This is a genomic window from Arcicella sp. GW821-FHT09D11, assembly GCF_059416265.1.
Window position 1 is genome coordinate 583029 of sequence record NZ_JBWKOV010000003.1, and the last position, 23252, is coordinate 606280.

22 protein-coding genes are annotated in these 23252 nt (G+C 35.8%); 9 read left to right on the forward strand and 13 right to left on the reverse strand.

Annotated features, from left to right (window positions below):
* Positions 1–111: 111 nt before the first annotated feature.
* Positions 112–1164: a tRNA preQ1(34) S-adenosylmethionine ribosyltransferase-isomerase QueA gene (queA, locus tag AC07N0_RS12685; protein ID WP_492803672.1), complete on the reverse strand. Its 1053-nt coding sequence runs from the start codon at positions 1162–1164 to the stop codon at positions 112–114.
* A 484-nt stretch (positions 1165–1648) separates the two neighbouring features.
* Here queA and AC07N0_RS12690 point away from each other — a divergent pair, with 484 nt between their 5' ends.
* Positions 1649–2962: a cryptochrome/photolyase family protein gene (locus AC07N0_RS12690; protein WP_494589450.1), complete on the forward strand. Its 1314-nt coding sequence runs from the start codon at positions 1649–1651 to the stop codon at positions 2960–2962.
* A 395-nt stretch (positions 2963–3357) separates the two neighbouring features.
* On the opposite strand, the gene cdaA is transcribed toward AC07N0_RS12690, so the two are convergent.
* Together cdaA and AC07N0_RS12700 are read right to left on the reverse strand one after the other, a co-directional pair.
* Complete coding sequence (cdaA, locus tag AC07N0_RS12695) at positions 3358–4143, reverse strand: diadenylate cyclase CdaA (protein WP_323248071.1); 786 nt, start codon at positions 4141–4143, stop codon at positions 3358–3360.
* A gap of 152 nt (positions 4144–4295) precedes the next feature.
* Entirely contained in the window at positions 4296–4961 is a 666-nt protein-coding gene (locus AC07N0_RS12700) for a peptidoglycan DD-metalloendopeptidase family protein (RefSeq protein WP_494589451.1), read from the reverse strand.
* A 613-nt stretch (positions 4962–5574) separates the two neighbouring features.
* On the opposite strand from AC07N0_RS12700, the gene AC07N0_RS12705 reads away from it, so the two are divergent.
* The 5 genes from AC07N0_RS12705 (at position 5575) to AC07N0_RS12725 (ending at position 11715) form a co-directional block, all read left to right on the forward strand.
* Positions 5575–6588, forward strand: a complete 1014-nt coding sequence (locus AC07N0_RS12705) for a dipeptide epimerase (protein WP_494589452.1) — start codon at positions 5575–5577, stop codon at positions 6586–6588.
* A 168-nt stretch (positions 6589–6756) separates the two neighbouring features.
* Entirely contained in the window at positions 6757–7785 is a 1029-nt protein-coding gene (locus AC07N0_RS12710) for an aminotransferase class I/II-fold pyridoxal phosphate-dependent enzyme (RefSeq protein ID WP_494589453.1), read from the forward strand.
* 124 nt (positions 7786–7909) lie between these two features.
* On the forward strand, positions 7910–9001 hold the full coding sequence (locus AC07N0_RS12715) for a Fic family protein (RefSeq protein WP_494589454.1): 1092 nt from the start codon (positions 7910–7912) through the stop codon (positions 8999–9001).
* 194 nt (positions 9002–9195) lie between these two features.
* A complete protein-coding gene (locus AC07N0_RS12720; RefSeq protein ID WP_494589455.1) occupies positions 9196–10464 on the forward strand; it encodes a serine hydrolase in 1269 nt (422 codons plus the stop codon).
* A 45-nt stretch (positions 10465–10509) separates the two neighbouring features.
* Entirely contained in the window at positions 10510–11715 is a 1206-nt protein-coding gene (locus tag AC07N0_RS12725; RefSeq protein ID WP_494589456.1) for a C40 family peptidase, read from the forward strand.
* A gap of 143 nt (positions 11716–11858) precedes the next feature.
* On the opposite strand, the gene AC07N0_RS12730 is transcribed toward AC07N0_RS12725, so the two are convergent.
* From AC07N0_RS12730 to AC07N0_RS12755, 6 genes are all read right to left on the reverse strand, one after another.
* Positions 11859–12638 carry a hypothetical protein gene (locus AC07N0_RS12730; RefSeq protein WP_494589457.1) on the reverse strand — a complete coding sequence of 260 codons (780 nt, stop codon included), beginning with the start codon at positions 12636–12638 and terminating at the stop codon, positions 11859–11861.
* Positions 12639–12889: 251 nt separating this feature from the next.
* Entirely contained in the window at positions 12890–13723 is an 834-nt protein-coding gene (lgt, locus tag AC07N0_RS12735; RefSeq protein WP_494589458.1) for a prolipoprotein diacylglyceryl transferase, read from the reverse strand.
* Between the two features lie 106 nt (positions 13724–13829).
* A complete protein-coding gene (locus AC07N0_RS12740; protein ID WP_494589459.1) occupies positions 13830–14123 on the reverse strand; it encodes a rhodanese-like domain-containing protein in 294 nt (97 codons plus the stop codon).
* A gap of 65 nt (positions 14124–14188) precedes the next feature.
* Positions 14189–14485, reverse strand: a complete 297-nt coding sequence (locus AC07N0_RS12745) for a rhodanese-like domain-containing protein (protein ID WP_492802821.1) — start codon at positions 14483–14485, stop codon at positions 14189–14191.
* Between the two features lie 28 nt (positions 14486–14513).
* On the reverse strand, positions 14514–16487 hold the full coding sequence (locus AC07N0_RS12750) for a T9SS type A sorting domain-containing protein (protein WP_494589460.1): 1974 nt from the start codon (positions 16485–16487) through the stop codon (positions 14514–14516).
* Positions 16488–16509: 22 nt separating this feature from the next.
* On the reverse strand, positions 16510–17280 hold the full coding sequence (locus AC07N0_RS12755) for a PASTA domain-containing protein (protein WP_309923152.1): 771 nt from the start codon (positions 17278–17280) through the stop codon (positions 16510–16512).
* A gap of 221 nt (positions 17281–17501) precedes the next feature.
* Here AC07N0_RS12755 and AC07N0_RS12760 point away from each other — a divergent pair, with 221 nt between their 5' ends.
* A complete protein-coding gene (locus AC07N0_RS12760; protein ID WP_494589461.1) occupies positions 17502–18878 on the forward strand; it encodes a nicotinate phosphoribosyltransferase in 1377 nt (458 codons plus the stop codon).
* A 174-nt stretch (positions 18879–19052) separates the two neighbouring features.
* Here AC07N0_RS12760 and rbp read toward each other — a convergent pair whose 3' ends face one another.
* The 4 genes from rbp to AC07N0_RS12780 form a co-directional block, all read right to left on the reverse strand.
* Positions 19053–19397 (reverse strand): RNA-binding regulator, encoded by a 345-nt coding sequence (gene rbp, locus AC07N0_RS12765; RefSeq protein ID WP_494589462.1) that lies wholly within the window; start codon positions 19395–19397, stop codon positions 19053–19055.
* Between the two features lie 112 nt (positions 19398–19509).
* Complete coding sequence (locus AC07N0_RS12770) at positions 19510–20391, reverse strand: DUF1684 domain-containing protein (protein ID WP_494589463.1); 882 nt, start codon at positions 20389–20391, stop codon at positions 19510–19512.
* Positions 20392–20521: 130 nt separating this feature from the next.
* Positions 20522–21130: an IMPACT family protein gene (locus AC07N0_RS12775; protein WP_494589464.1), complete on the reverse strand. Its 609-nt coding sequence runs from the start codon at positions 21128–21130 to the stop codon at positions 20522–20524.
* 142 nt (positions 21131–21272) lie between these two features.
* Positions 21273–22019, reverse strand: a complete 747-nt coding sequence (locus AC07N0_RS12780) for a DeoR/GlpR family DNA-binding transcription regulator (protein WP_494589465.1) — start codon at positions 22017–22019, stop codon at positions 21273–21275.
* 56 nt (positions 22020–22075) lie between these two features.
* Between AC07N0_RS12780 and nudK the strand changes: the two genes are divergently transcribed.
* Positions 22076–22654: a GDP-mannose pyrophosphatase NudK gene (gene nudK / locus AC07N0_RS12785; protein ID WP_494589466.1), complete on the forward strand. Its 579-nt coding sequence runs from the start codon at positions 22076–22078 to the stop codon at positions 22652–22654.
* The gene (locus AC07N0_RS12790; protein ID WP_494589467.1) at positions 22654–23028 is read left to right on the forward strand and encodes a DUF4406 domain-containing protein; all 375 of its coding nucleotides are present in this window, start codon (positions 22654–22656) and stop codon (positions 23026–23028) included. The genes nudK and AC07N0_RS12790 overlap by 1 nt, the downstream gene beginning before the upstream one ends.
* Positions 23029–23252 lie beyond the last annotated feature (224 nt).

Below are 23252 nucleotides of genomic sequence, written 5' to 3' on the forward strand. Positions count from 1 at the left end.
GAATAATTACGAAAAAGAAAATTGATACAAACCCATAAAACAATCAGGCGAAAGACCTAAGCTATGAATATCGCCTAATGTCTTTCGCCTGAAAAGTGCTGATTATGCCTCTTAGATAATCAACATGGCATCGCCATAACTAAAGAATTTATATTTCTCTTTGATAGCAATTTGATAAGCTTCCTTAATCAAATCATACCCACCAAAAGCAGAAGTCATCATCAATAAAATTGACTCTGGTAAGTGCATATTCGTTAATAATGCATTTGGAATTCTGAAATCGTATGGAGGGAAAATAAATTTATCAGTCCAACCTTCGATAGGTTTTAAGTGACCATCCGCAGATACAGACGATTCCAAAGCCTTCAAAACAGTTGTTCCAATAGCACAGATTTTCTTTTTGCTATCAATTCCTTCGTTCACCACTTCACAAGTTTTTTCTGTGATGTTAAAATTTTCAGAATCAGTTTTATGTTTTGTCAAATCTTCAACATCTACCTGACGGAAAGTTCCTAAACCAACATGTAGTGTAAGTGGTGTAAAGTTGATACCTTTCAACTCTAAACGTTTCATGATGATTTTGTTGAAGTGCAAACCTGCCGTTGGCGCTGCTACAGCACCTACGTGTTCAGCATAAATTGTTTGGTAACGCTCTTCATCGGCCGCTTCTACCTTACGTTTAAAACGGATTTCATCTGGTAGTGGCGTTTCGCCTAATTGGTGAATCGCTTTCATCAAAGCTTTGTGGTCGCCATCGTACAAGAAACGAATAGTACGCCCACGCGAAGTAGTATTATCAATTACTTCTGCCACTAAATCACTATCACCAAAATATAATTTATTACCTACTCTGATTTTACGAGCAGGATCAACTAATACATCCCAAAGACGGTGTTCTCTATTTAATTCACGAAGTAAAAATACTTCAATTTTTGCACCTGTTTTTTCTTTCTGACCGAACAAACGAGCAGGGAAAACTTTAGTGTCGTTTGTAACCATTACATCACCGTCATCAAAATAATCCAAAATGTCGGTGAACATACGATGTTCAATAGTTTTTGTTTTTCTGTTTACCACCATTAATCGTGATTCACCTCTGTTCTCTGGTGGGTACAAGGCAATGAGGTTATTAGGGAGGTCGAATCTGAACTCAGATAATTTCATTCTAATAATGTTTGCGGTTTTTTCGCCTGGAGTCATTTCTTACGGTTTTAATCTTCGGTTTTGTTTGATAACATGATTGCTACTAGGGCTTTTATCGTATAAAATCAAAACAAAAATCTTGGTTTTATACTAAAGTCTCCCACCCTATAGATAAATGACTTCAATACGATTCTTGCAAATATACAATTTCCAGATAGGGCTTGTCAATACAATATGATAATAAATTATACTTTTAGTTGATTCTTTTAGTTAATTTTTCAAATAAACCTGTATATGCTTCTACAATAGCTCTTTTTGAGCAATAACATTTAGAAATATTTTTCTGAATTATCCCAAAACTACTTGGTTTTCAATCCGTTTTCTAGCTTTTCTATAGAAGTTTACACTGATTTATGTTTTGAACACAATAAATCTATCGAACAAATTTAGATTCAAATGGTTAGTTCAGAGTAACTAAGTTTTATTTTCCTTATTCCCCATTAAAATGTCTAAAATTTCAATTTTTTGGTTTCGTCGCGACCTCCGCTTACACGATAATGCAGGGTTATACCATGCTCTTAAAAAAGGTGTGCCAGTATTGCCAATCTTTATTTTTGACAAAAATATTTTGGATAAGCTCGACGATAAACAGGACCGCAGAGTAGCGTTTATTCACAAGGCGTTAACCGAAATCCAAGCATTTTTAACAGCTATGGGCAGTAGTGTTTTAGTAAAATATGGTACGCCCGAAGATGTTTTTCCTGCCTTGCTTAATGAATATGACATAGATACGATTTATACCAATCATGATTATGAACAGTATGCTCATGAAAGAGATGAGAGCGTCCGTGAATTTGTGACTAGCGAAGGCATTGGTTTTAAGACTTATAAAGACCAAGTCATTTTTGAGAAAAATGAAATCCTTTCGGGTGCAGGAACACCTTATACCGTTTTTACACCCTATAGCCGTAAATGGAAAGAGAAGGTAAATGGGTTTTATTTGAAATTATATCCTACTGAAAAGTACTTTGATAATTTTCTTCCAACTAAACCTTTTGAAATACCAACTTTAGCGTCGATGGGATTTCAAGTAGTCGAGACAAAATTTCCTAGTAAAGATATTCGAGATAACATCATCAGTAATTATGCTGAGAACCGAGACTTTCCAGCAATCGAAGGCACATCTAAGCTTTCTGTTCATCTACGGTTTGGCACAGTTAGCATCCGTGAATTAGCACGCAAAGCTCAATCGTTATCAGAAACATGGCTGAATGAATTAATCTGGCGAGATTTTTATTTCAATATTCTTTATCACTTCCCCCATATCTCGGAAGGACAAGCTTTTAGAAAAGATTATGACAGAATTATCTGGCGAAATAATGAAAAGGAGTTTGAGCTTTGGTGTGAGGGTAAAACGGGCTATCCCATAGTAGATGCTGGTATGCGTGAATTAAATGCTACAGGCTTCATGCACAACCGTGTTAGGATGATTGTAGCCTCATTTTTGACCAAACATTTACTAATCGATTGGCGTTGGGGCGAGGCTTATTTTGCTAAAAAGTTATTAGACTTTGATTTTGCTGCCAACAATGGCGGTTGGCAATGGGCATCTGGCAGTGGTTGCGATGCGGCACCATACTTTAGGGTTTTCAATCCGACGTTACAAACACAAAAGTTTGATAAGCAACTGGAATATATCAAAAAATGGATTCCTGAATTAAATACCTTCGATTATCCTGAGCCTATTGTTAATCACGACGTTGCTCGTAAACGAATGTTGCCTGTTTATCAAACGGCTTTGAAGGGGTTTGTAGACTAAAGATATAAGACACAAGACTAAAGATATAAGACTAAAGAAAAGGTATTAAAGCTACATCTTTGTCTTGCTTCTAGTGTCTTATATGTTACTAGACCATAATCCCGAAGGGATGAAAGGATTATAGCAAATAATTAATGAATATTGTCAGAACCATGAAAGGGTGATACAATCGGGTGAAAATGTATAAGATTAAAATTTATGCCACCCCTTCGGGGTTAAAAATCTAGACATTTTCTATAATCCCGAAGGGATTATAGAAAAGATTATAGAAAATGAATATCCCTAGCGAGGGACTTAAGTCCCTCGCTAGGGATAAGAATAAAATTTAACAGCCATGCAAACACTTAAAATTCTTATGTCTTATATCTTGTGTCTTGCTTCTAGCGTCTTATAATTTACTCCTTCAAAATATAATCTTTCAATTTTATTTCTAAATCCTGAATAGACATATTTCTAAAGATACCCCCATGATTTACGAATGATACTTCTGCTTTTTCTTCTGATACCACGATGATGGCGGCGTCAGTCTGTTCACTCATTCCAAAGGCAGCACGGTGTCTGAAACCTAAAGCTGGAGATATTGTACCACTTTCAGAAACGGGTAGCATACAACGAGCCGCAGCGAGTCTTCCGCCTTTGATGATGACAGCGCCATCATGCAAAGGACTGTTTTTATGAAATATAGTCAATAATAATCGCTTTGATACCTCCGCATCTAATACATCGCCCGACTCGATAAATTTTTTCAAATCGTCTTCTTTTTCAATCACAATCAAAGCTCCTGTATAATTCGTGGCCATTACTTTTACAGCATCGAGTATCGACTGTAAAGTAGAGAAATTTTCTTTGGATACTTTCGGTGTGTAAAATCTTTTTAGCAAAGGATTCTCACGAAATGAGGTAGAACGACCAAGCATCATCAAAAACCGTCGGATTTCTTGTTGGAAAATAATCAACAGTGCCAACACACCCATATTCATAAACTGTCCTAAGATAGAAGACAGGAATTCCATTCCTAGTGCTTTAGACACCAAGTAAACACCGTAAATAAGAATATAACCAAAGAAAATCTTGTTAGCAATACTTCCCTGAATCAGTTTATAAATCTGATACAGCATATATGCTACCAATAAAATATCTAAAAAATCAATCCAATCAATCGTTAAAAAGCCTATGCGCATAAGATAATTTTTTGTTTTAAAAAGAGGTTGTAAATGTCATGCTGTCTTGTGCTGACGATATTTAATAAACTAAAACTAGCATAATATAATATTAAATTACTGATAATCAAAGAGATAAATATTTTACTTTATCTTTATCGAATACATAATTATCATTTCATACCCAACATATAAGCACCATCAATACAAATTTCGGCATATTCAGCCTTTTTGGATGGTTCGCAAACGCCCGGAAAATCGCCTTTACAGCCAAGCATATCCGTCATTACTTGAAAGTGTAAATGAGGAGGCCAATCACCATTAATAGGGAAATCTCCAAAGAGGGCTATTTGTTCACCCGCTTCAATATTTTTTCCTTCATAGAGGCCTTCAAGACATTCTTCATTCAAATGTCCGTATAATGTATAAAAAGTTTTCCCTTCTAATTGATGGTCAAGAATGATGGTCGGTCCATAATCGCCAAAACCTTTATTGTTTTGAAAACTATGTACTTTACCACTTAGTGGAGCAAATACTGGCGTTCCTGCTGGAGCCCAAATGTCAATACCCAAATGAATAGAGCGTCCTTCAGCACTTTGCTGAAAATGTTCGCTTCTACGATAAATATAACGATTTTCGAGGTACCCTCCAACGGCACATACGGCCTTTGCTTCTTTAATTTTTTCAGTAACGTACTCATTAAATAAAGCCGTATCAGACAAATTTAATTCCTCTAAATCAGCATTATTTTTTGTTAAATCAATTTCATAGATGGTATCCCTCTGAAAATCAAAAGGTACTACTGGATGAAATGTATATTTTTTTATGGTTGCTAACATAAGAATAGAGATAAGCTAGATACTGAGTTTATAAATTATCTTTAAGAATATATGTGAATATTTTCGATCAGCATCGCAAAAAGTAAAATCCCATTCTCATTAACTTACTTTTCTTTTCTTGACAAAAGAAAAGTAACCGCGGCGGCGGACCGCAAAAGAAAGTCAAGAAATTCCGAAACTCGCTTCGCTCAAACAGCGGAATTTCAGAAAAGTTAACACAAAGACTTTAACATATAACGATTTTCAAATTTTAAAATACTACTAGTCCTTTAGAGATAAAATAAAAACACTTCCACAAAAATTATCGGTATTTTTCAACCTAAATTTCTTGTAAAAGTGTGTTGTGAATGAAAATTTATATAAAATATCAAATTTCTAATTTCTTCAAATTTACACTTTTTTAAGCAAAAACAGGTCATTTTTTTATTAAATTGGTCAAAAAGTTTATTTTTTTTACAGTTTTTTGATAAAAATGCCATTTTTATCAAAAACGACAAATCGATAAGTTAAGGTATTTTGTGGGTAAACCTTTCTTCTTCCCTATTCAAAATATCGCTATAAAATCTGCCACTTTTTTACTAACTTGATATTTCAAAAAACCAATGTGTCATCAATGCAACTAATCCTTCACTCGTTTAATTTAAAACTCCGCCATACTTTTACTATCACCCACGAATCTCGGGATGTACAACCAACGCTTATAGTCGAACTTCGCGATGGCGAATTCAGTGGTTTTGGCGAGGCTACCGAAACGCCTTATTATGGTGTTACGATGGCTAAAATGTCGGCACAATTAGAAGGCGTTCGCTCAATCATAGAAAACTACGATTTACAAAGTCCCGAACAATTTTGGAATGATTTATATCCTCATCTAAAAGATGAACACCCTTTTGCACTATGTGCCTTAGATATTGCTGCCAACGACCTTTGGGCCAAGAAAAAAGGACAACCTTTATATAAACTGTGGGGATTGGATACGACTAAAAACCCTATTACAGATTATACGATTGGGATAGATACCATTGAGAAAATGGTAGAGAAAATGCAAGAAGTCCCTTTCCCATTGTATAAAATAAAATTAGGGACTAAAGAGGACATCAAGATTATTCAAGAACTAAGGAAACATAGTGATGCCATTTTCAGGGTAGATGCCAACACGGCGTGGACAGTGGAAGAAACCATTGAAAACTCATTTGCTCTCAAAAAATTAGGCGTAGAATTTATAGAACAGCCCATGAAAGCCGATAACTGGGAAGGTATGAAAAAGGTATTTGCGGAATCTGCTTTGCCCATCATTGCCGACGAAAGTTGTATTGTCGAAAAAGACGTTGCTCGTTGCTTTGGGTTCTTTCATGGTGTAAATGTGAAATTAATGAAATGTGGAGGCTTAACGCCCGCCCGTAGAATGATTGCACAGGCACACCAATTAGGATTGAAAGTGATGGTAGGCTGTATGACCGAATCAAATGTAGGTTGTTCGGCTATTGCGCAGTTATTACCTTTATTGGACTATGTAGACATGGACGGCATTTTGTTGGTAGATGACCAAATTTCAACAGGTGTCACTATCGACTACGGAAAAGTAATTTACGCCCAAGAAAACGGAACTGGAGCGAATTTGGTTTAATAAGCTGTGAGATTTGAGCTATAAGCTATGAGATTTGAGCTGTGAGCATTCAGCTATTTAGAAGATGTTAAGTGGTAAAACTTATTTTACCTTTAGTAGAAAATCTCATAATTCGAATCTCATAGCTCATAGCTCAAATCTCACGGCTTACAGCTCAAAGCTACAAACATGAAATACCTTACTAATAAAATTCCCAGCAATACTTTAATCAGTGACGAACAACGCTACCTTTGGTTTAGCGGTACTTCGTATTTAGGGATTCCACATCATCCTGTTTTTAAAGAAAATTTTATTGAAGCAGTCGAGCAGTATGGCACATCTTGGGGTAGTTCTAGGAATAATACTGTTCAATTAAGTATTTATGACAAGGCGGAAAAAGTATTGGCTGATTTTGCAAAAATGCCTTCAGCACTAACCGTTTCATCGGGGATGTGGGCAGGGCAACTAGTCGTTAATTTTTTAAAAAGTAAAAACAATACTTTCTTTTTTGCTCCTAAAACTCATCCAGCCCTATGGAATGATTTCACACAATCTTCAACAGATACTTATCAAGTTTGGGCTAAGACTATTGCGGATACCATCAAAGATTCAGAGGCTGAAAACATTGTTATTTGTAGCGATGCTGTAGGTTCTCCTTATGTTGAGTATTTTGATTTTGGATGGATTAAAGCCCTTCCCACTAATAAAAACATTACTGTTGTCATAGATGCCTCACATAGTTTCGGGATTGAATTACCGGAAATTCATTCAGAAAATATTCGGTTAGTGATTACCTCCTCGCTCAACAAAGCAATGGGCATGACGGGAGGAGTGATTTTTTCAGATAATGATTTTATAGAACAACTTCGGTCTTTCCCCATGTTTTCTGGAGCGTCGCCCATGATGCCCGCTCTGTTAGAAGCCTTTGTTACCTCTATCGATATTTTTGATGAACAACGTGAAAAGCTATTAGAAAATATTGAATACTTCAATCATTTAGTTAAGCCAGACCTTGGGATAGATTCCATCAAAAATTATCCTGCTTATTGCACACATCAGGTAGGTTTGCATGAATACCTAAAACAACATGGTATTATGACGGCTTGTTTTCCATATCCAACAGCAAATGATTTACCCGTTACCAGATTAGTAATAAGCGCCTTGCATACCAAAGAGAATTTGGATATATTGACAGAGGTATTGAATGGTTGGAAGTAAAAGGTTCGTCTTATGATTGAGTGATGGACAAAAATCACTTATAAAGCCAAGAATTTAGGTGTAAGTATTATGAAGACATGGCAACTATCCTGAAAGCCAATACCACAAAATATAGAAGAACAATATGAAGGCATTTGATAAAAATATACCATTTAATAGTTTACCAGATATACCCCCAAAGGTAGACCTAGAAACTATAAGAATTTTTAAATCAGCGATAAATGCTAATAAACTTTTAGCCGAACTTAAAGGCTACTGTCAAACATTGCCTAATCCAGATTTATTGCTAAATACTATTATACTTCAGGAAAGTAAGGAATCTAATGAAATAGAAAATATAGTTACTACACAGGACGAGCTATATCAAGCAACGTTAATGGGCGAAAACATTAAAAATCAAGCTTCTAAAGAAGTATTACAATATCGTAAAGCAATGTATTGGGGCATTGGACAGTTAAAAAAAAACAATATCATTTCTACAAATTTGCTAATAGGTATTATGCAAAGGTTAAGAAATATTGATGAAGATATCAGGAAAAATAGTGGCACTAAAATAACTAATCCTGCTAACGGTCAAATAGTTTACACTCCACCAGAAGGTGAAGAAATTATTAGAAATAAATTGAGTCGTTTAGAAGTTTTTATCAATGATGATGAGTTTTCAGCATTAGACCCATTAATCAAAATGGCTCTAATTCATTATCAGTTCGAAGCCATTCATCCATTTAATGATGGAAATGGCAGAACTGGTAGAATTTTGAATGTATTGTATCTTATTCAGCAAAACCTACTTGGACTTCCTATTTTGTACTTAAGTCGCTACATTATAAAGAATAAGAATGACTACTATCGTTTGTTGAGAGAAGTTACTGAAGAAAATAAATGGGAAGAGTGGGTGCTTTATATTGTAAATGGTGTAGCAGAAACAGCGGCAATGACGCTAAAAAAAATAAATACTATTCTTGAATTGAAGCAACAAGCTGAAATAGAAATAAAAAATGAACTTAAATTGGCATTTTCTAAAGAGTTACTAGATTTACTATTTAGTCATCCCTATATCAAAATTGGAATATTAGAACAATTTGGGATTGCCAAGCGTCAAACTGCCTCTGAATACCTAAAGAAAATAGAGCTGTTAGGATGGTTACATTCAATGAAAATAGGTAGAGAAACCTATTATATTAATCATAGACTTATTGATGTCTTATCGCAATAGGTTGTTATAAAAATAGCATTCAATATGTCGATTTTTATAAAAAAAATCGACATATCCATTCTTATATGTCGATTGAATCGACATATAAGAATGGCCTATCAGAAGATAATCTAAAAGTATTTTGTCCATTTTATTTTACCTATCCTCTGTTTGGGAAATTAATTGCATTATATTAACCATCAACTAACAAGTTAATGAAAAAACTATACAAATATTTAAGCTTACAGCTTTTTACGATTCTCTTACTTGTGATTTCATCTACTATCCAAGCACAGCAACTCAACACTGAATTGCTTCCGAAATTATTAGCCACCAAGCCCGAGCAATTTAAGGAAATTGTTGACAATGCTGATAAATACCGTGTTCAGATTCTTTATACGCAGATTGATAGAGATAAAAAGAACCGACCGACTTTCACTAGTTATGGTTTCAGAATCAATAACACGGAATACTTTTATCCAGCCAGTACGGTAAAGTTTCCTGCTAGTGTAATGGCTTTAGAGAAAATAAACAAGTTAAATATCAAAGGGCTCACTAAAGAAACATCCATGTTTACTGGAGCGGAATACGAACGCCATACGCCTGTTACAAAAGATTCTACTGCTGCAAATGGCTTACCTTCGGTAGCACATTATATCAAAAAGATATTAATGGTTTCGGATAATGATGCTTTCAATCGTTTATATGAGTTTATGGGGCAAGAAGCTTTTAATGAAACGCTTCGCCAAAAAGGTTATCAGTATCCCCGTATTTTTCATCGTTTGCAGGTAGGAATGAATCTTGAACAAAACCGTAGAACGAATCCTATCAAATTTATGGAGAACAGCAAAGTGCTGTATGAACAACCAATGGTCGTTTCTGAAAAAAGCTATTCTTCGCCTACGCCAATCACGATAGGCAAAGGATATATGCGGGGTGATTCGTTGGTTAAAGAACCTTTCGCCTTTACGGACAGGAATTTCTTTCCATTATTAGCACAACAGGATATTCTAAAATCTGTACTTTTTCCTGAGGCAGTTTCTGCCAAACAACGTTTTCAATTGACAGATGCTGACTATAAATTCTTGTACCAATATATGTCGCAAATGCCTACAGAAAGTGCTTATCCGAAGTATGAGGCACCAGATTTTTACCCAGCCTATTGCAAGTTTTTGATGTATGGTGGTAGCAAAGACGCAGTGATAAATCCAAATATGCGAATCTTCAATAAAGTAGGCGATGCGTACGGCTTTTTGTTGGACAATGCCTACATCGTAGATTTTTCAACAGGCGTAGAATTTATGCTAACTACGGTATTGCTTTGTAATAATGATGAGGTTTTTAACGACGACCACTACGATTATGAAACCATAGGATTCCCATTTATGAAAAATTTAGGACAATTGATTTACAACTACGAACTAAGCCGACCACGTAAATTCAAAGCAGACTTAAGTAAGTTTAAGATGAGTTATGACAAGTAAAGGTTGACTTAATTGTTTAATAAAATTTATTTGAAAACTATATCCATGAAAAAATACTTCCTTTTATCCTTAATCATCAGTTTTGCAACTATTGCCAAGCCGACAAAATCCTATAAAAAACCTTTCATAAAACATATTGCTGACTCATCAGTCACGCAAATTATCGATAGTTTTACTCAGCGGTTTGCACCTGACAAACGAACAGCTATCTTTCAAATTGATGCGTATCGAAAAGATAATCAATTAATTGTAACAGGCAAAACCAACCTGATTGAAGCCAAAAATGCTTTGGTTAGTCAACTGAAAGGTAATAATACTATCGTAATAGATGAAATCAAAACCTTGCCTGAAGCTGAATTGGAAGACAAAATTTATGGCATAGTAGAGGTTTCTGTTTGCAATATTCGCTATTCGCCTCGCCATAGTGGTGAGTTAGCATCACAAGCTTTGATGGGAACACCCGTGAAAATTTTGGAAAGAGAAGATAACGGTTGGTTACTGATTCAAACGCCTGACCAATACATTGCTTGGGTAGATAGAGGGGCAATTACAACTATTAATAAAGAGCAACTGGCACACTGGGAAGCTAGTCCTAAAATCATTTACACACGGTCGTATGGTGTTGCCTATTCAGAACCTAATGTCAATGCAGCGACTGTTTCAGATTTAGTGGCGGGATGTATCATCGAAGTTCAGGGTGAAAAAGACGGTTTCTATCAAGTACTTTTTGCGGATAATAGAAAAGGTTTTGTAGCTAAAAATGAAGCAAGTATTTATAATAAATGGCTTTCGGGACTTAATACTACGGAAGAGAGTCTTGATAAAACGTCGAAACGATTAATGGGCGTTCCTTACTTGTGGGGTGGTACTTCATTCAAAGGTGTTGACTGTAGTGGTTTTACTAAAACGGTTTATTTTTTGAATGGCATTATGCTCCCTCGTGATGCTTCGCAACAAGTAATGGTTGGGGAAACAGTTGATAAATCAGGGAATTGGGCAGACTTGAAAACAGGAGATTTATTATTCTTTGGCGAAAAACGTGAAGACGGTTCTGAAAGAGTAGTACACGTAGCCATGTGGCTAGGAAATGGTGAATTTATCCATGCTTCGGATAAAGTAACCATCAGCAGTATGAATGCTACGGCACCAAATTTTGATGCTTATAACTTTAAAAGATATCTCCGTGCTAAACGAATTCTAAAAACTGGTATGGTTGGGGTCAGTGCTTTAAAAAGCGATAAAGTGTATTAATAAACAAAGCAGAATGTATTTTAATTTTTGGGGGGAGAAATTTAAAACCTATTAATTACCTACATCTTTGTAAATACTTGCTTTCAACTCTTATCACTAGCGAGGGACTTAAGTCCCTCGCTAGTGATAAGAGTTGGGTAAAATTACGAGCCAAAAATACCCTTAATCTTACCCCATAGTCCTTTAGATGCTACTTTTGCTTCTTCTATTTTTTCAGCAGCTGCTACTTTAGCCTCTTCAAGGCTTTCTGCTACGTCTTCTTTCAAATCGGTTAGCTCTTCAATAGCATCGTCTTTCAAGGCTTTTGCTTTAGCACCGACATCCACGCTTTTGAGCTCCTCTATTTTTTCTGCTACAGTTTCTTTTACCGAAGCTAGTTTTTCTGAAGTATCTTCTTTTAGTTCTGCTATTTTCTCAGCAGCAGCAATTTTGGCTTCTTCAAATTTTTCAGTTGCCTCAGCTTTTACTTCATCAAACTTGGCAGTTGCTTCTGTTTTTAGCTCTTCTGCTTTGGCTGAAAAATCGGTATTTTTTAATTCCTCAATTTTCTCAGCAACCGCTTCTTTTACGGCGTCTATTTTATCTTTGGCTTCTTCTTTCAATTCTTCCACTTTAGCAGCAAAATCACTGCTTTCTACTTCCTCAACTTTCTCAGCAACAGTTTCTTTTACTTCTTCAAGCGTATCCGTCGCTTCGGCTTTCAATTCAGCAGTTTTACTAGTTAAATCTTCTTTAACAGTTTCAATTTTTTCAGTAGTTTCTTCAGCAACTTCTGCTTTTATTTCTTCCACTTTTTCTGGAATTTCGGTTGCCTTTTCTTCAATTGCCTCAGTGGTTTCTGTAGCTAAGCTTTCTACCTTCTCAACAATTTCAGCTTTGTCTTTTGCTAATTCTTCCTTAGCTTGTTCTTCTTCTTTTTTCATAATTAAAGTTTGATGTTTATTTATAACAAATATGAAAAAAATTAAGCAAACTCACTAATAATCAATACAATAAGTTGAGGTATTTGACAGCGAATAAATTAAAAAATCAAGAGATTACACAATTCCTCATTGTAAAAGCTCAGAGCCCTAATCACTAGGGAAGGAATTAATTCCCTCCCTAGTGATTAGGGCTCAAAAAATATTCATGGTATGACTTTAGAGTCATGCTATGAGTGATACATAAGAAGTCTTTAAACAGCGCCTTTTTTATCACTCTTAAAAGCATAAACCAATATTCCTATCGCAAACAGCACCACAGGTACGCTTAACCATTGACCCATGTTAAATTCCATTTGGTTTTCAAAAGCTACTTGATTTTCTTTTAAGAACTCATAGAAGAATCTAAGGATGAAGACATATAACAAGAAAATGGCTGTCATAAAACCATTGATTGTTTTTTCTTTTTTCCTTGACCAAAACCACATTAATATTCCAAATAATACCAAACAAGATAGACATTCATACAATTGTGAGGGGTGACGAGGCACTACGTCGAAATAATCATGACCAAGAGATGGGTCATTGAAGAATTTAAAAGCCCAAGGTACATCTGTTTGTTTTCCTACAATTTCCGAATTCATTAAATTACCAAAACGAATTAATGCTCCGCCTAAAGCTGCCGTTGGCACTACTCTATCAGTAACGTATAAATAGGGAGTATTTCGTTTTTTTGAATACAAATAAAAGGCAATTAACATACCGATTACCGCGCCATGAGAAGCCAAACCTGCATAAGGTGGCGTAATCATACTAGTGAAAAAATGTACTGGGTCTTTTAGTAATAATGGATATTCATAAAAGAAATAATGCCCCATTCTAGCACCAATTACAGTGGCAATCATCGCATAAAGCAACAGTTCATCTGCCTGTTCTACTGGTCTGCCTTCTTTTTTAAAGATATAACTCAATACTTGGTAGCCTGCTAAAAAAGCCATTGCAAACATTAGTCCGTACCAACGAATTGGAAAGCCGAAAATCTCAAAAATTTCTGGTGAAGTATGCCAGTCAATGTAGGTTAATAACATTTGAATATGTTGATTTTAAAATAAAATTATTTTCAAAAATACTGCTTTTATCCCTAAAGCCTTTCTTTTACTTTATTAAAATGCTATAAACTAATTTACCTTTGGTTTATAGTGCCAAGAAAGCCTCTAAGCCTCCTTCTAGGTTTCTTAGGTTTTGAAAACCTTTTTTGGCTAATATTTTTCTGGCTATTTCACTTTGCAAGCCTGAATAACAAACAATAATAATTTCTTGGTCCATTAAATGAGCTATCTTTTCCACAGAAAGCAATAGTTCATCTAAAGGAATTTGTATTCCACCTACTTCAAAATCTTCAATTTCGTAGGGTGTTCGGATGTCTAAAATAGTAAGGTTTTCAAAACGCTCTTTAAACTCTGTAGCCGAAATACTGGATGAATTCATGTTAAATAGAAGTGGTCTGCCTTTCGACAGACCACCCGAAATATGCTTTTAATCGGAACAAAAGATTAATCTAACTGATTCCAAGCTAAAATACCACCTAATACATTTCTAACATTGGTATAACCATTTGCTGTTAAAAATGCTTTTGCTTGACCAGAACGAGCACCCGAACGACAATGAACGATTATTTCTTCGTCTTTCCAAGCTTCAATTTCATCCAAACGGTCAGGTAATTCGTTTAACGGAATCAATTTAGCGCCTAAATTTTGTTCATCGTATTCATATTCATTTCTTACATCAAGAAAATTGAATGTTTCGCCTTTGTCAATTTTTTCTTTAAGTTCTTCTACCGTAATATCCATTATATTGGGATTTTATTTATTGTTAATTTTAATGACTTATCCATATTTTTCTGACAAATGTATTACGTTCGTTTGAAAGTCGCAAAAGATACATTCCAGAATTTAGATGCTGTAAATTAATCGATTGACTATCAACATTTTCTTGTAAAATACTTCTCCCAAAAAGATCTAAGATTTCAACATTTTTTAAAGAAGAGTCGTTCCAATGAATTACATCAGGGCTAGGGTTGGGCGAAACCACCAAGTTCTTATCTTGAATTTCTTGCTCGTTTCCTAACACAACATCCAAAGGCTTCCCTCCCATGACAGGACGAATCATCATGCTTCCTCTGATGGCTTTATAAATACTGGTATCAGCATTAGCAACATTCGACCAAGAGGTACTGATGCTAAAAAAATGTTTGTTGGTAAACTGTGTTGAGTTTTTATCTAACCCTACAATAATGGGTTCATCATCTGTTAATTGAAGGTAACCAACATAAAAAGTATCAGTAACCGCCACAGGGTCGATAGCATATTCTACAAATCCATTCTGAATATCAGAGTACTGCACTTTTGTATAAAGTCCTCTCAGAATTTGCCCAGGCTTGCCTTTGTCATTGCCCATTACTTGTAAAGTAATAGCATTTCCCGCAATACTAGTGAGCGACGGTTGAAGATTAATACGGATAGCCTTTACGACGTCTACTTTATTGTTCACAAACTGTATCGCTACTCTACCAAAGCCTTTTTTCAAATATGCTCCTGCTTCGGCTGTACCATCATCATAAGCATAATAATTATCAAGGGCTACAGTAGTTGAAATGGTATCATTTTGGGTAAGAATACTATTTCTGAAAGAGATATTACTAGCATCTTGCGTCCCCAAAAAGAATTTCATATTCAAATATGCTTTATCGCCAGACACTTTACTGGCAAAGTTATTTTTGAATTTAAATACTTTTGAAGCTCCCGCAGTCAAGGCATCTCGCCCTACTCTTTGGTCTTTTTGTAAGGTATCACTTCCAGCACTCAAATTGGCATTTCTTACAGAATAATAAATATTTACGTCGTTGTTATTACTATACAAATTGTTCACTTTTACACCTGTAGAGTCATTGATTTCAGCGGCAGGTGATGGATTTCCTGCCAAAAACTGAACCATTGGCATAGCCCTATATCGTTTCAAGACTGGCTCGATATTATCACTACAGGCAATGTCTTTTAGGTAAGAAACCCTTTCAAATTTATTGGTCTGATTATTCAGAATACTCCCTAATATATAGCCATTGATAGAATTGTCGCTTTTCTTGGCCAAGCATACGTAGTCTAAATGCCAAACATCAAACTGTCCAGACTTTCGACCAAAACTTTGAAAACGGAATTGAAAATTACCATGAAAATACAAACTAGCTCTAATGGGTAATATCACCTGACTAAAATTGGCAGGCAAGTTTACGCCTTTTTGCACCCAAACGGTATTCCATGTATTGCCGTTTGTCAAGAATTGTAGTGTTAAAGAATCTGACAAATCTGGTTGTTCACCTAGTCCTCTGCCTTGCCAAAAGAAACTAAAATACAGGGAATCTGAGGGAGTATTGACTGATAAATTGATGGGTAATGATGTAAGGGTATCGGTAGCTCCCTGCGTAAGTTGATTCGTAAAATCATAAGGAAAACCATTCGCTTGAAGTCCATCAAAAGTAGCAACATTTACCGTTGGCTGATTGACCGCTAAGGTATTATTCACAAAAACGCCTCCACCAGTTTGCCAAAGTGAAGAAATAGCTTGTCCATTTTTTGCTGTTGAAAAATCATCAAAAAACGGAAGGGTTAAAGCCGTAATTCTAGCCCGACTTTGAGAGAAATTTTCTGCTACGTTTTGTTTGACTGGAACCGTAAAAAACTGTGCATTTGAAACTTGATGAATAAGCAATAAGAGTAGAAAAATAAAGAAGTGTTGTGTGAAACCACACAACACCATATTTCTTAAATGATGTAAATCAGAAGATATTTTTTTCATGAAATCGTTTAAAAGTAAAATATCAATTCGGTGGGTTACCAGCTACCCAAAGGTCTACCATATCTCCAGAATGCACTTTGTTACCATTTTCGCATTCAGGATTTTGCTTGATAATCGTTCCTGCTGGTTCTGTAGAGGTTGGGTCATAAATAACAGTACCAATCTGTAAGCCAGAGCCTTTGATAACAATCTGAGCTTCGTCATACAATTGTCCTACTACACATGGCACATCCATTTCTACTGAATTGGTTCCATTGCCTACTACCAACGTAACTTTAGAGCCTTTTGCAATTAACGAACCAGCATCGATTTTCGTACCTTCGAACTTCACTTCTAATACTTCATTTTGGCGACTATCGTTCTGATATTCTAAATCAGGCTTTAACAAACCCGACACCAACAATTGTTGTTCGGCACTCCTGACAGACATTTCTGTAAGCTTGGGTAGCTTAATCATTGGTGCTGTTTCGGTATTAATAGTCAAATAAATTTTTCGTCCTTGTTTTACTTTTGAGTTTTCCAAAGGATATTGCGAAAGTACTGTCAGGGGCTTTACGCCAGCCGTAAAAGTACTGTCAGTTACTTCAAAATCAAGATTTCTTTCATCCAACAAGTTTTCTGCCTCCTCCATCGTCAACCCTTTCAAATTAGGAACAGTAATAGCATCGCCGTGATTGGTGCTCCAAGGCAAATACACGAAGAAAAAACCAAAAAATAAAACCATTAATAACAAGGTTATGATGGCAGCATGGATATAAACGTCTTTTTTTGAATTGGTGGAAATTTTCATCATTGTTTTTTAGGGAAATATTAACGTCTATCTGTTAGTATCTATTCAATTTATATTATGTTTAAACAATTACTTGGTTTGATTGTAAATAATAAATCTACTTTTTTAAATATTTACCAACTGATAAAGGATATTTATGTTGCAATTTACAAGATATTCATTTGAGAAGAATAGATTTCGTAATATTTTAACATATTGCATGATATTTAAGCATTCACGATTTTATGATGGAAAACAATATTATTTTATTAACCGATAGTTACAAAGTAAGTCATTACAAACAATATCCCGAAGGCACCACACAAATTTATAGTTACTTTGAAAGCCGTGGAGGTAAATTTGAGGAAATTACTTTTTTCGGTTTACAATATTTATTAAAAGAATATTTAGCAGGACAAGTTGTTACTCAACATAAAATAGATCGTGCCGCCAAATTGTACGAAGCACATTTTGGCAATGCTTCTTTATTCAACAAAGCAGGCTGGGAATATATTTTGCATAATCATGGTGGACGCTTACCCATCACCATAAAAGCCGTGCCTGAAGGAAAAGTTATTCCTACTCACAACGTAATGATGACGGTAGAAAATACCGACCCAAATTGCTTTTGGTTGACTAATTTCCTAGAAACGCTTTTGCTTCAATTATGGTATCCAAGTACGGTAGCTACCATCAGTAGAGAAGTAAAAAAAGTAATAACGACATACCTCGAAGAAACAGGCGACCCTACTACCATCGATTTTAAATTACATGATTTTGGCTTTAGGGGTGTAAGTAGTGTAGATAGTGCAAGTATCGGCGGAGCAGCCCATTTAATTAATTTTATGGGCACTGATACCGTTGCAGCATTGACTTTTATCCAAACTTATTATGGAAACGAAGATGATATGTTTGGATTCAGTATTCCAGCGGCAGAACATAGTACAATAACTAGTTGGGGGAAAGACCATGAAGTAGATGCCTATCGTAACATGTTAGAGCAATATCCAGAAGGCTTGGTGGCGGTAGTAAGCGATAGTTATGATATCTATCATGCCTGTGAAAAATTATGGGGAGAAGTACTAAAAGATGATATTCTAGCAAGAAAAGGCACCTTAGTAGTTCGACCTGATAGCGGTGAGCCTAAAGAAATAGTACTGAAAGTAGCGGAGATTTTAGGGGAGAAAATTGGGTTTAGCCTTAATTCAAAGGGATATAAAGTATTGCATCCAAACATCAGAATAATACAGGGCGATGGGGTAAATTATGAAAGTATTGGAGAGATTTTGGAACATTTAAAAAATCATGGTTGGAGTGCCGACAATGTGGCTTTTGGCATGGGCGGAGCTTTGCTACAAAAGGTAAATCGGGATACCCAAAAATTTGCCTTTAAATGTAGTGCCGCTACTATTAATGGCACAGAACAAGAAGTTTTTAAAGACCCTATCACCGACCACGGTAAATTGAGCAAAAAAGGCAGATTGAAATTAGTATTTGAAAACGGTACTTACCACACCAAAAAACAAGAAGAAAGCGGAGAGGATATTTTGGAAACTGTTTTTGAAAATGGTGAAATTTTGAAAGAAATTAGTTTTTCGGAGGTGAAGGGGAATAGTAAGTAGTCGCATCTCCAAACCCTATCGTCCATCGTTCCAACATGACGAACCGAGCGAGTTTTCATTCTTATCACTAGCGAGGGACTTAAGTCCCTCGCTAGTGATAAGTGTGTTGATTACCAGTAATTTACAAGCTCTTTATATCTCTTAAACTCAAAGCTCACAACTTACAGCTCAAAGCTAATCTCTCCTCCCCTTATTATTCCCTCTAAAAGGTTTCCACTCCTTGTTTTCAGGTTTTACAAAAGGTTTTTTCTTCTTGTTTTTATCTAAGCTTCCAGCATTGTTTGGAATTGATTCATTCACTACAATTTTTCTTTCGTCTATTTCAGCACCATTCAATGACTCAATCGCCAATTTGGCTTCAGCATCATTTGGCATTTGCACAAACGCAAAACCTTTGTTCTGACGCGTAATTTTATCAATCACAATTTTAGCAGAAGTTACTTCGCCATATACTTCAAAAATCTCTTTCAGTCTTGCATCCTTCCACTTGAAAGGAATACTTCCTACATAAATATCCATTGTTTATTATTTTATTTCAATACAAAGGTAAGCAATATACCATACTATGGATACTATTTAGAAGATTCGTTTGATAGCTTTTCATTGTATCAATAAAAAATGCTTTATTCTCCTAGTGATTACCATATCGTTTTTCACCTGCTAGGATTGCCACCTTCAATTTATTGTCTGGTGTTGGCAACGGACAAGTAGCGTAAGGCGTAAAAGCACATGGTGGGTTATAGGCTTTATTAAAATCTATATAGGTAATTCCGTCAGCATCTGGCTTAGGCACTTCTAGAAATCTACCTCCGCCGTAGCTATCATGTTGGTTGGTTAAGTCGCCAAAGACCAAGCTTAAATCATTGCCCGAACTGGTGGCATCCAATGAATACTCTTTACCATCTACAGCAAACACCAATTTCCCTGGTGAATCTTGTTCATAGGTACGACCCGTAATATCTGTAATCTTCAACTTTTTGCCTTGGGTCGGTACAAATTTGGCTTTTATACGCCAATTTTCACTGATTGGAAAGGTATTAATCCCTTTAAATTCTTTCAAAATCGGACTTTCTAAGTCACGTAAACGAATGGCATATTGTTCACCTCTTTTGATGATAAACCAACGCAGCGACTTGTGTTTAAGCACTATAGGTCTGCCTTCGTATGGAAACAAAATCGTTTGATTTACGGGTTGCTCTCCGTTATAAACCGAAGTATTGTTATAACCTTCAAAGGTTACTTTACCGTCTTTCAAAATGATTTTGCCCAAATTCGCATCGCTATGGTCTGATGGAAAAACTATTTTGTTCTTCGCATCGCCACCAATGGTATTTTCACCTTCCTCAAGCCAAATTAAGCCTGCCAGATTTAGCCAACCATTCTCACTTTTCAAGCCTTCAATACGTTTTTGCTGCCAGCTTTTTATTTCACTTTCATAGGGCGAATCAAGCCTAAAGGCTGAAATGAGTCCTGATAATAATATCACGGATAGGATTACAATATTTTTCTTCATGGAATTTAGATTGATTGATAAAGGTTTTAAGGAACACACACTACATAATCTACCTTTTAAATAGATTTAATATCAAAATTAATAGAAAAATTGTGAAACGCAATTGATTAAGGAAGATGTCAATAAAAAATCACACTGTTCGTAAATATTCTACTGAAATGTTATCTATCTTTTCTAATTTCCCTAGAATCTGGTTGGCTAACGATTTTCTGAAATCAATTTCTATGGTACACTGGTTATCAAACACTTGATTCTTGATTTTCAAATCAAAATCCTTTACTACCTTCATCACATCGTTCATTTGAATATATTCAAATTGCACTTGGTAGACTTCGTTAACAGTCTTCTCAACCACGTCAGCTACCAAAAGGGCTTCTTCTGTAGCTGATTTATAAGCATTGATTAACCCCGGAACACCCAATAATGTACCGCCCCAATAGCGGACTACTACTACCAGAATATTCGTAATATCTTTAGATAAAAGTACATTCAATATCGGGCGACCAGCCGAACCAGAAGGCTCTCCATCGTCGTTTACCCTGAAATTGGTTTTGTCTAACCCCAAGCGAAAGGCATAGCAAAAATGCACCGCCTTGAAATGTTCTTTGCGGAGTGGTTCTATCAAAGCTTTTACTTCTGATTCTTGTTCTATATGATAGGCAAAAGCAAAAAACTTACTACCCTTATCTTTAAAAAGTCCTTCTGACGGACTTTCTATTGTTTTGTATGTATCTTCCAATTAATTTTTTTCTGATTTGAAAATTTGAGAATTTGAAGATTTGAAAATGATTCAAGCTTTTGATTTGATGATTGAAATTCAAAACTGACTGTTCTAATATTTTCAAATTTCTAAATCTTCAAATTTTCAAATTAGCCAGTTTTCAAATTAAAACATCTATTCCCTTCTCCCTATAAACCTCCACATCTTCATGCAAAGCATTCGTAATCAACACATCTACCAAAGTAATCGGAGCGAACGTTAAGTACTTATCCTTTCCTAGTTTTGAAGCATCACACAAGAAATATTTCTTGGCAGAAGCATTTGCCATGGCTAAAGTAATGCTCGCTTCGTCTTCTCCAAAGGAACTTAGACCATTTTCTGGTGAGATACCATCAACACCCAGAAAGGCTTTATCAACTTTGTATCGGGCAATATGTTCTTCAGCAATCCTACCGTGTACCGCTTGGCGTTCTTGGTCAATTTCTCCACCAATCAGGTTGATTGATACTTGACTATTCATCAATTCATAAACCACAGGCAACGAATTAGTAATGACTTTAATCCGCTTGTTTTTGATAAATTGGCACATCCTGAAAACTGTACTGCCACAGTCCATCAAAATAATATCACCATCCTGAATCTGCTGTGCGGCTAGCTGACAAATCTTATCTTTCTCTTTCGCATTTACGGCTGTTTTATTGGCAAAAGTAAAAGGCATTTGTGCCAAAGCAAGCTTCATTGCCCCGCCATGCGTACGAAACAACAGTCCATCAGTAGCCATTTGTTGCAAATCTCTACGGATGGTAATCTCTGAAATATCTAAAGCTTGGGCAAAATCTTTTACCTCCGCTTCTCCCCTTTCTTCTAAAATTTTTAGAATTATCTGCTTTCTATTTTGAAAACTCATAAAAACATGATTAATTTGTTCAAAAATAATCAATAATTATCAAATATAATCATAAAATGATTCCAAGCATCAAAATTAAGAAAACCGAGGTACTTTCAGACAATTGGTACACATTACGAAAAATAACTTTCGATATTGAACAAAAAGATGGTTCATGGATAACCCAGTCAAGAGAAGCCTACGACCGTGGCAATGGTGCCGTGATTCTATTATATAATGTGGCCAACAAAACGGTGATACTGACCGAGCAATTCAGAATGCCGACCTATCATAACGGAAACCCGACAGGGATGTTGATTGAAGCTTGTGCGGGTTTGTTGGACGAAGACAATGCAGAAGATTGTATCAAACGAGAAACCGAAGAAGAAACAGGTTTTAGGATTACCGAGGTAAAGAAGATTTATGAGGCCTATATGTCGCCCGGTTCAGTGACGGAGATACTCTATTTCTTTGTTGCAGAATACGACAAAAGTCAGCAAGTAAGCGAAGGTGGAGGCGTAGAAGGTGAACATGAAAATATTGAAGTATTAGAATTACCCTTTGAAAAAGCCTTTGCTATGATAGCTACAGGAGAAATAAAAGACGCCAAAACAATCATGCTTTTGCAATATATAAGACTTAGCAACATACTATAATGCCAAATAACCACCCATTGATGATACTAGTAGCAGGACCATATCGCTCTGGTACGAATGACGACCCAGTTTTGATAGAAGCCAACGTCAAAGCCATGACCGACACGGCCTTAGCATTGTACCGAATGGGGCATATTCCAGTATTAGGCGAATGGTTTGCCCTACCCTTAATTGAAGCAGCAGGTTCAAAAGAAGTGGGCGACACCATATTTAATGAAATATTTCATCCCGTAGCCGTCAAGCTAATTAGCCATTGTGATGCAGTACTAAGAATTGGTGGAGCATCAACTGGTGCAGATGAAATGGTGAATGTTGGACGGGAAAAAGGGAAAATAATATTTTATGATGTGAAGGCTATTGGGGTAGTTGTGTAAGCCGAAAATTGTCTTATACCAAGAAAACTTACCGTATAATAAGTTTCGTGGAATTATTGGGGTTGATGTTTTTATGTAAGTTGGGGAATTGGTAGATTGGGATTAGAAAGTTAGTGAGCAGTCTGAGACTGCTTTTTATTCATCGTTTGTCTTGTCCTAAAATAAGTTGACAGTCATTTTTGACCTTGACTTCTTTTCTGATTTTGTATTTCTGTGTATGTTTT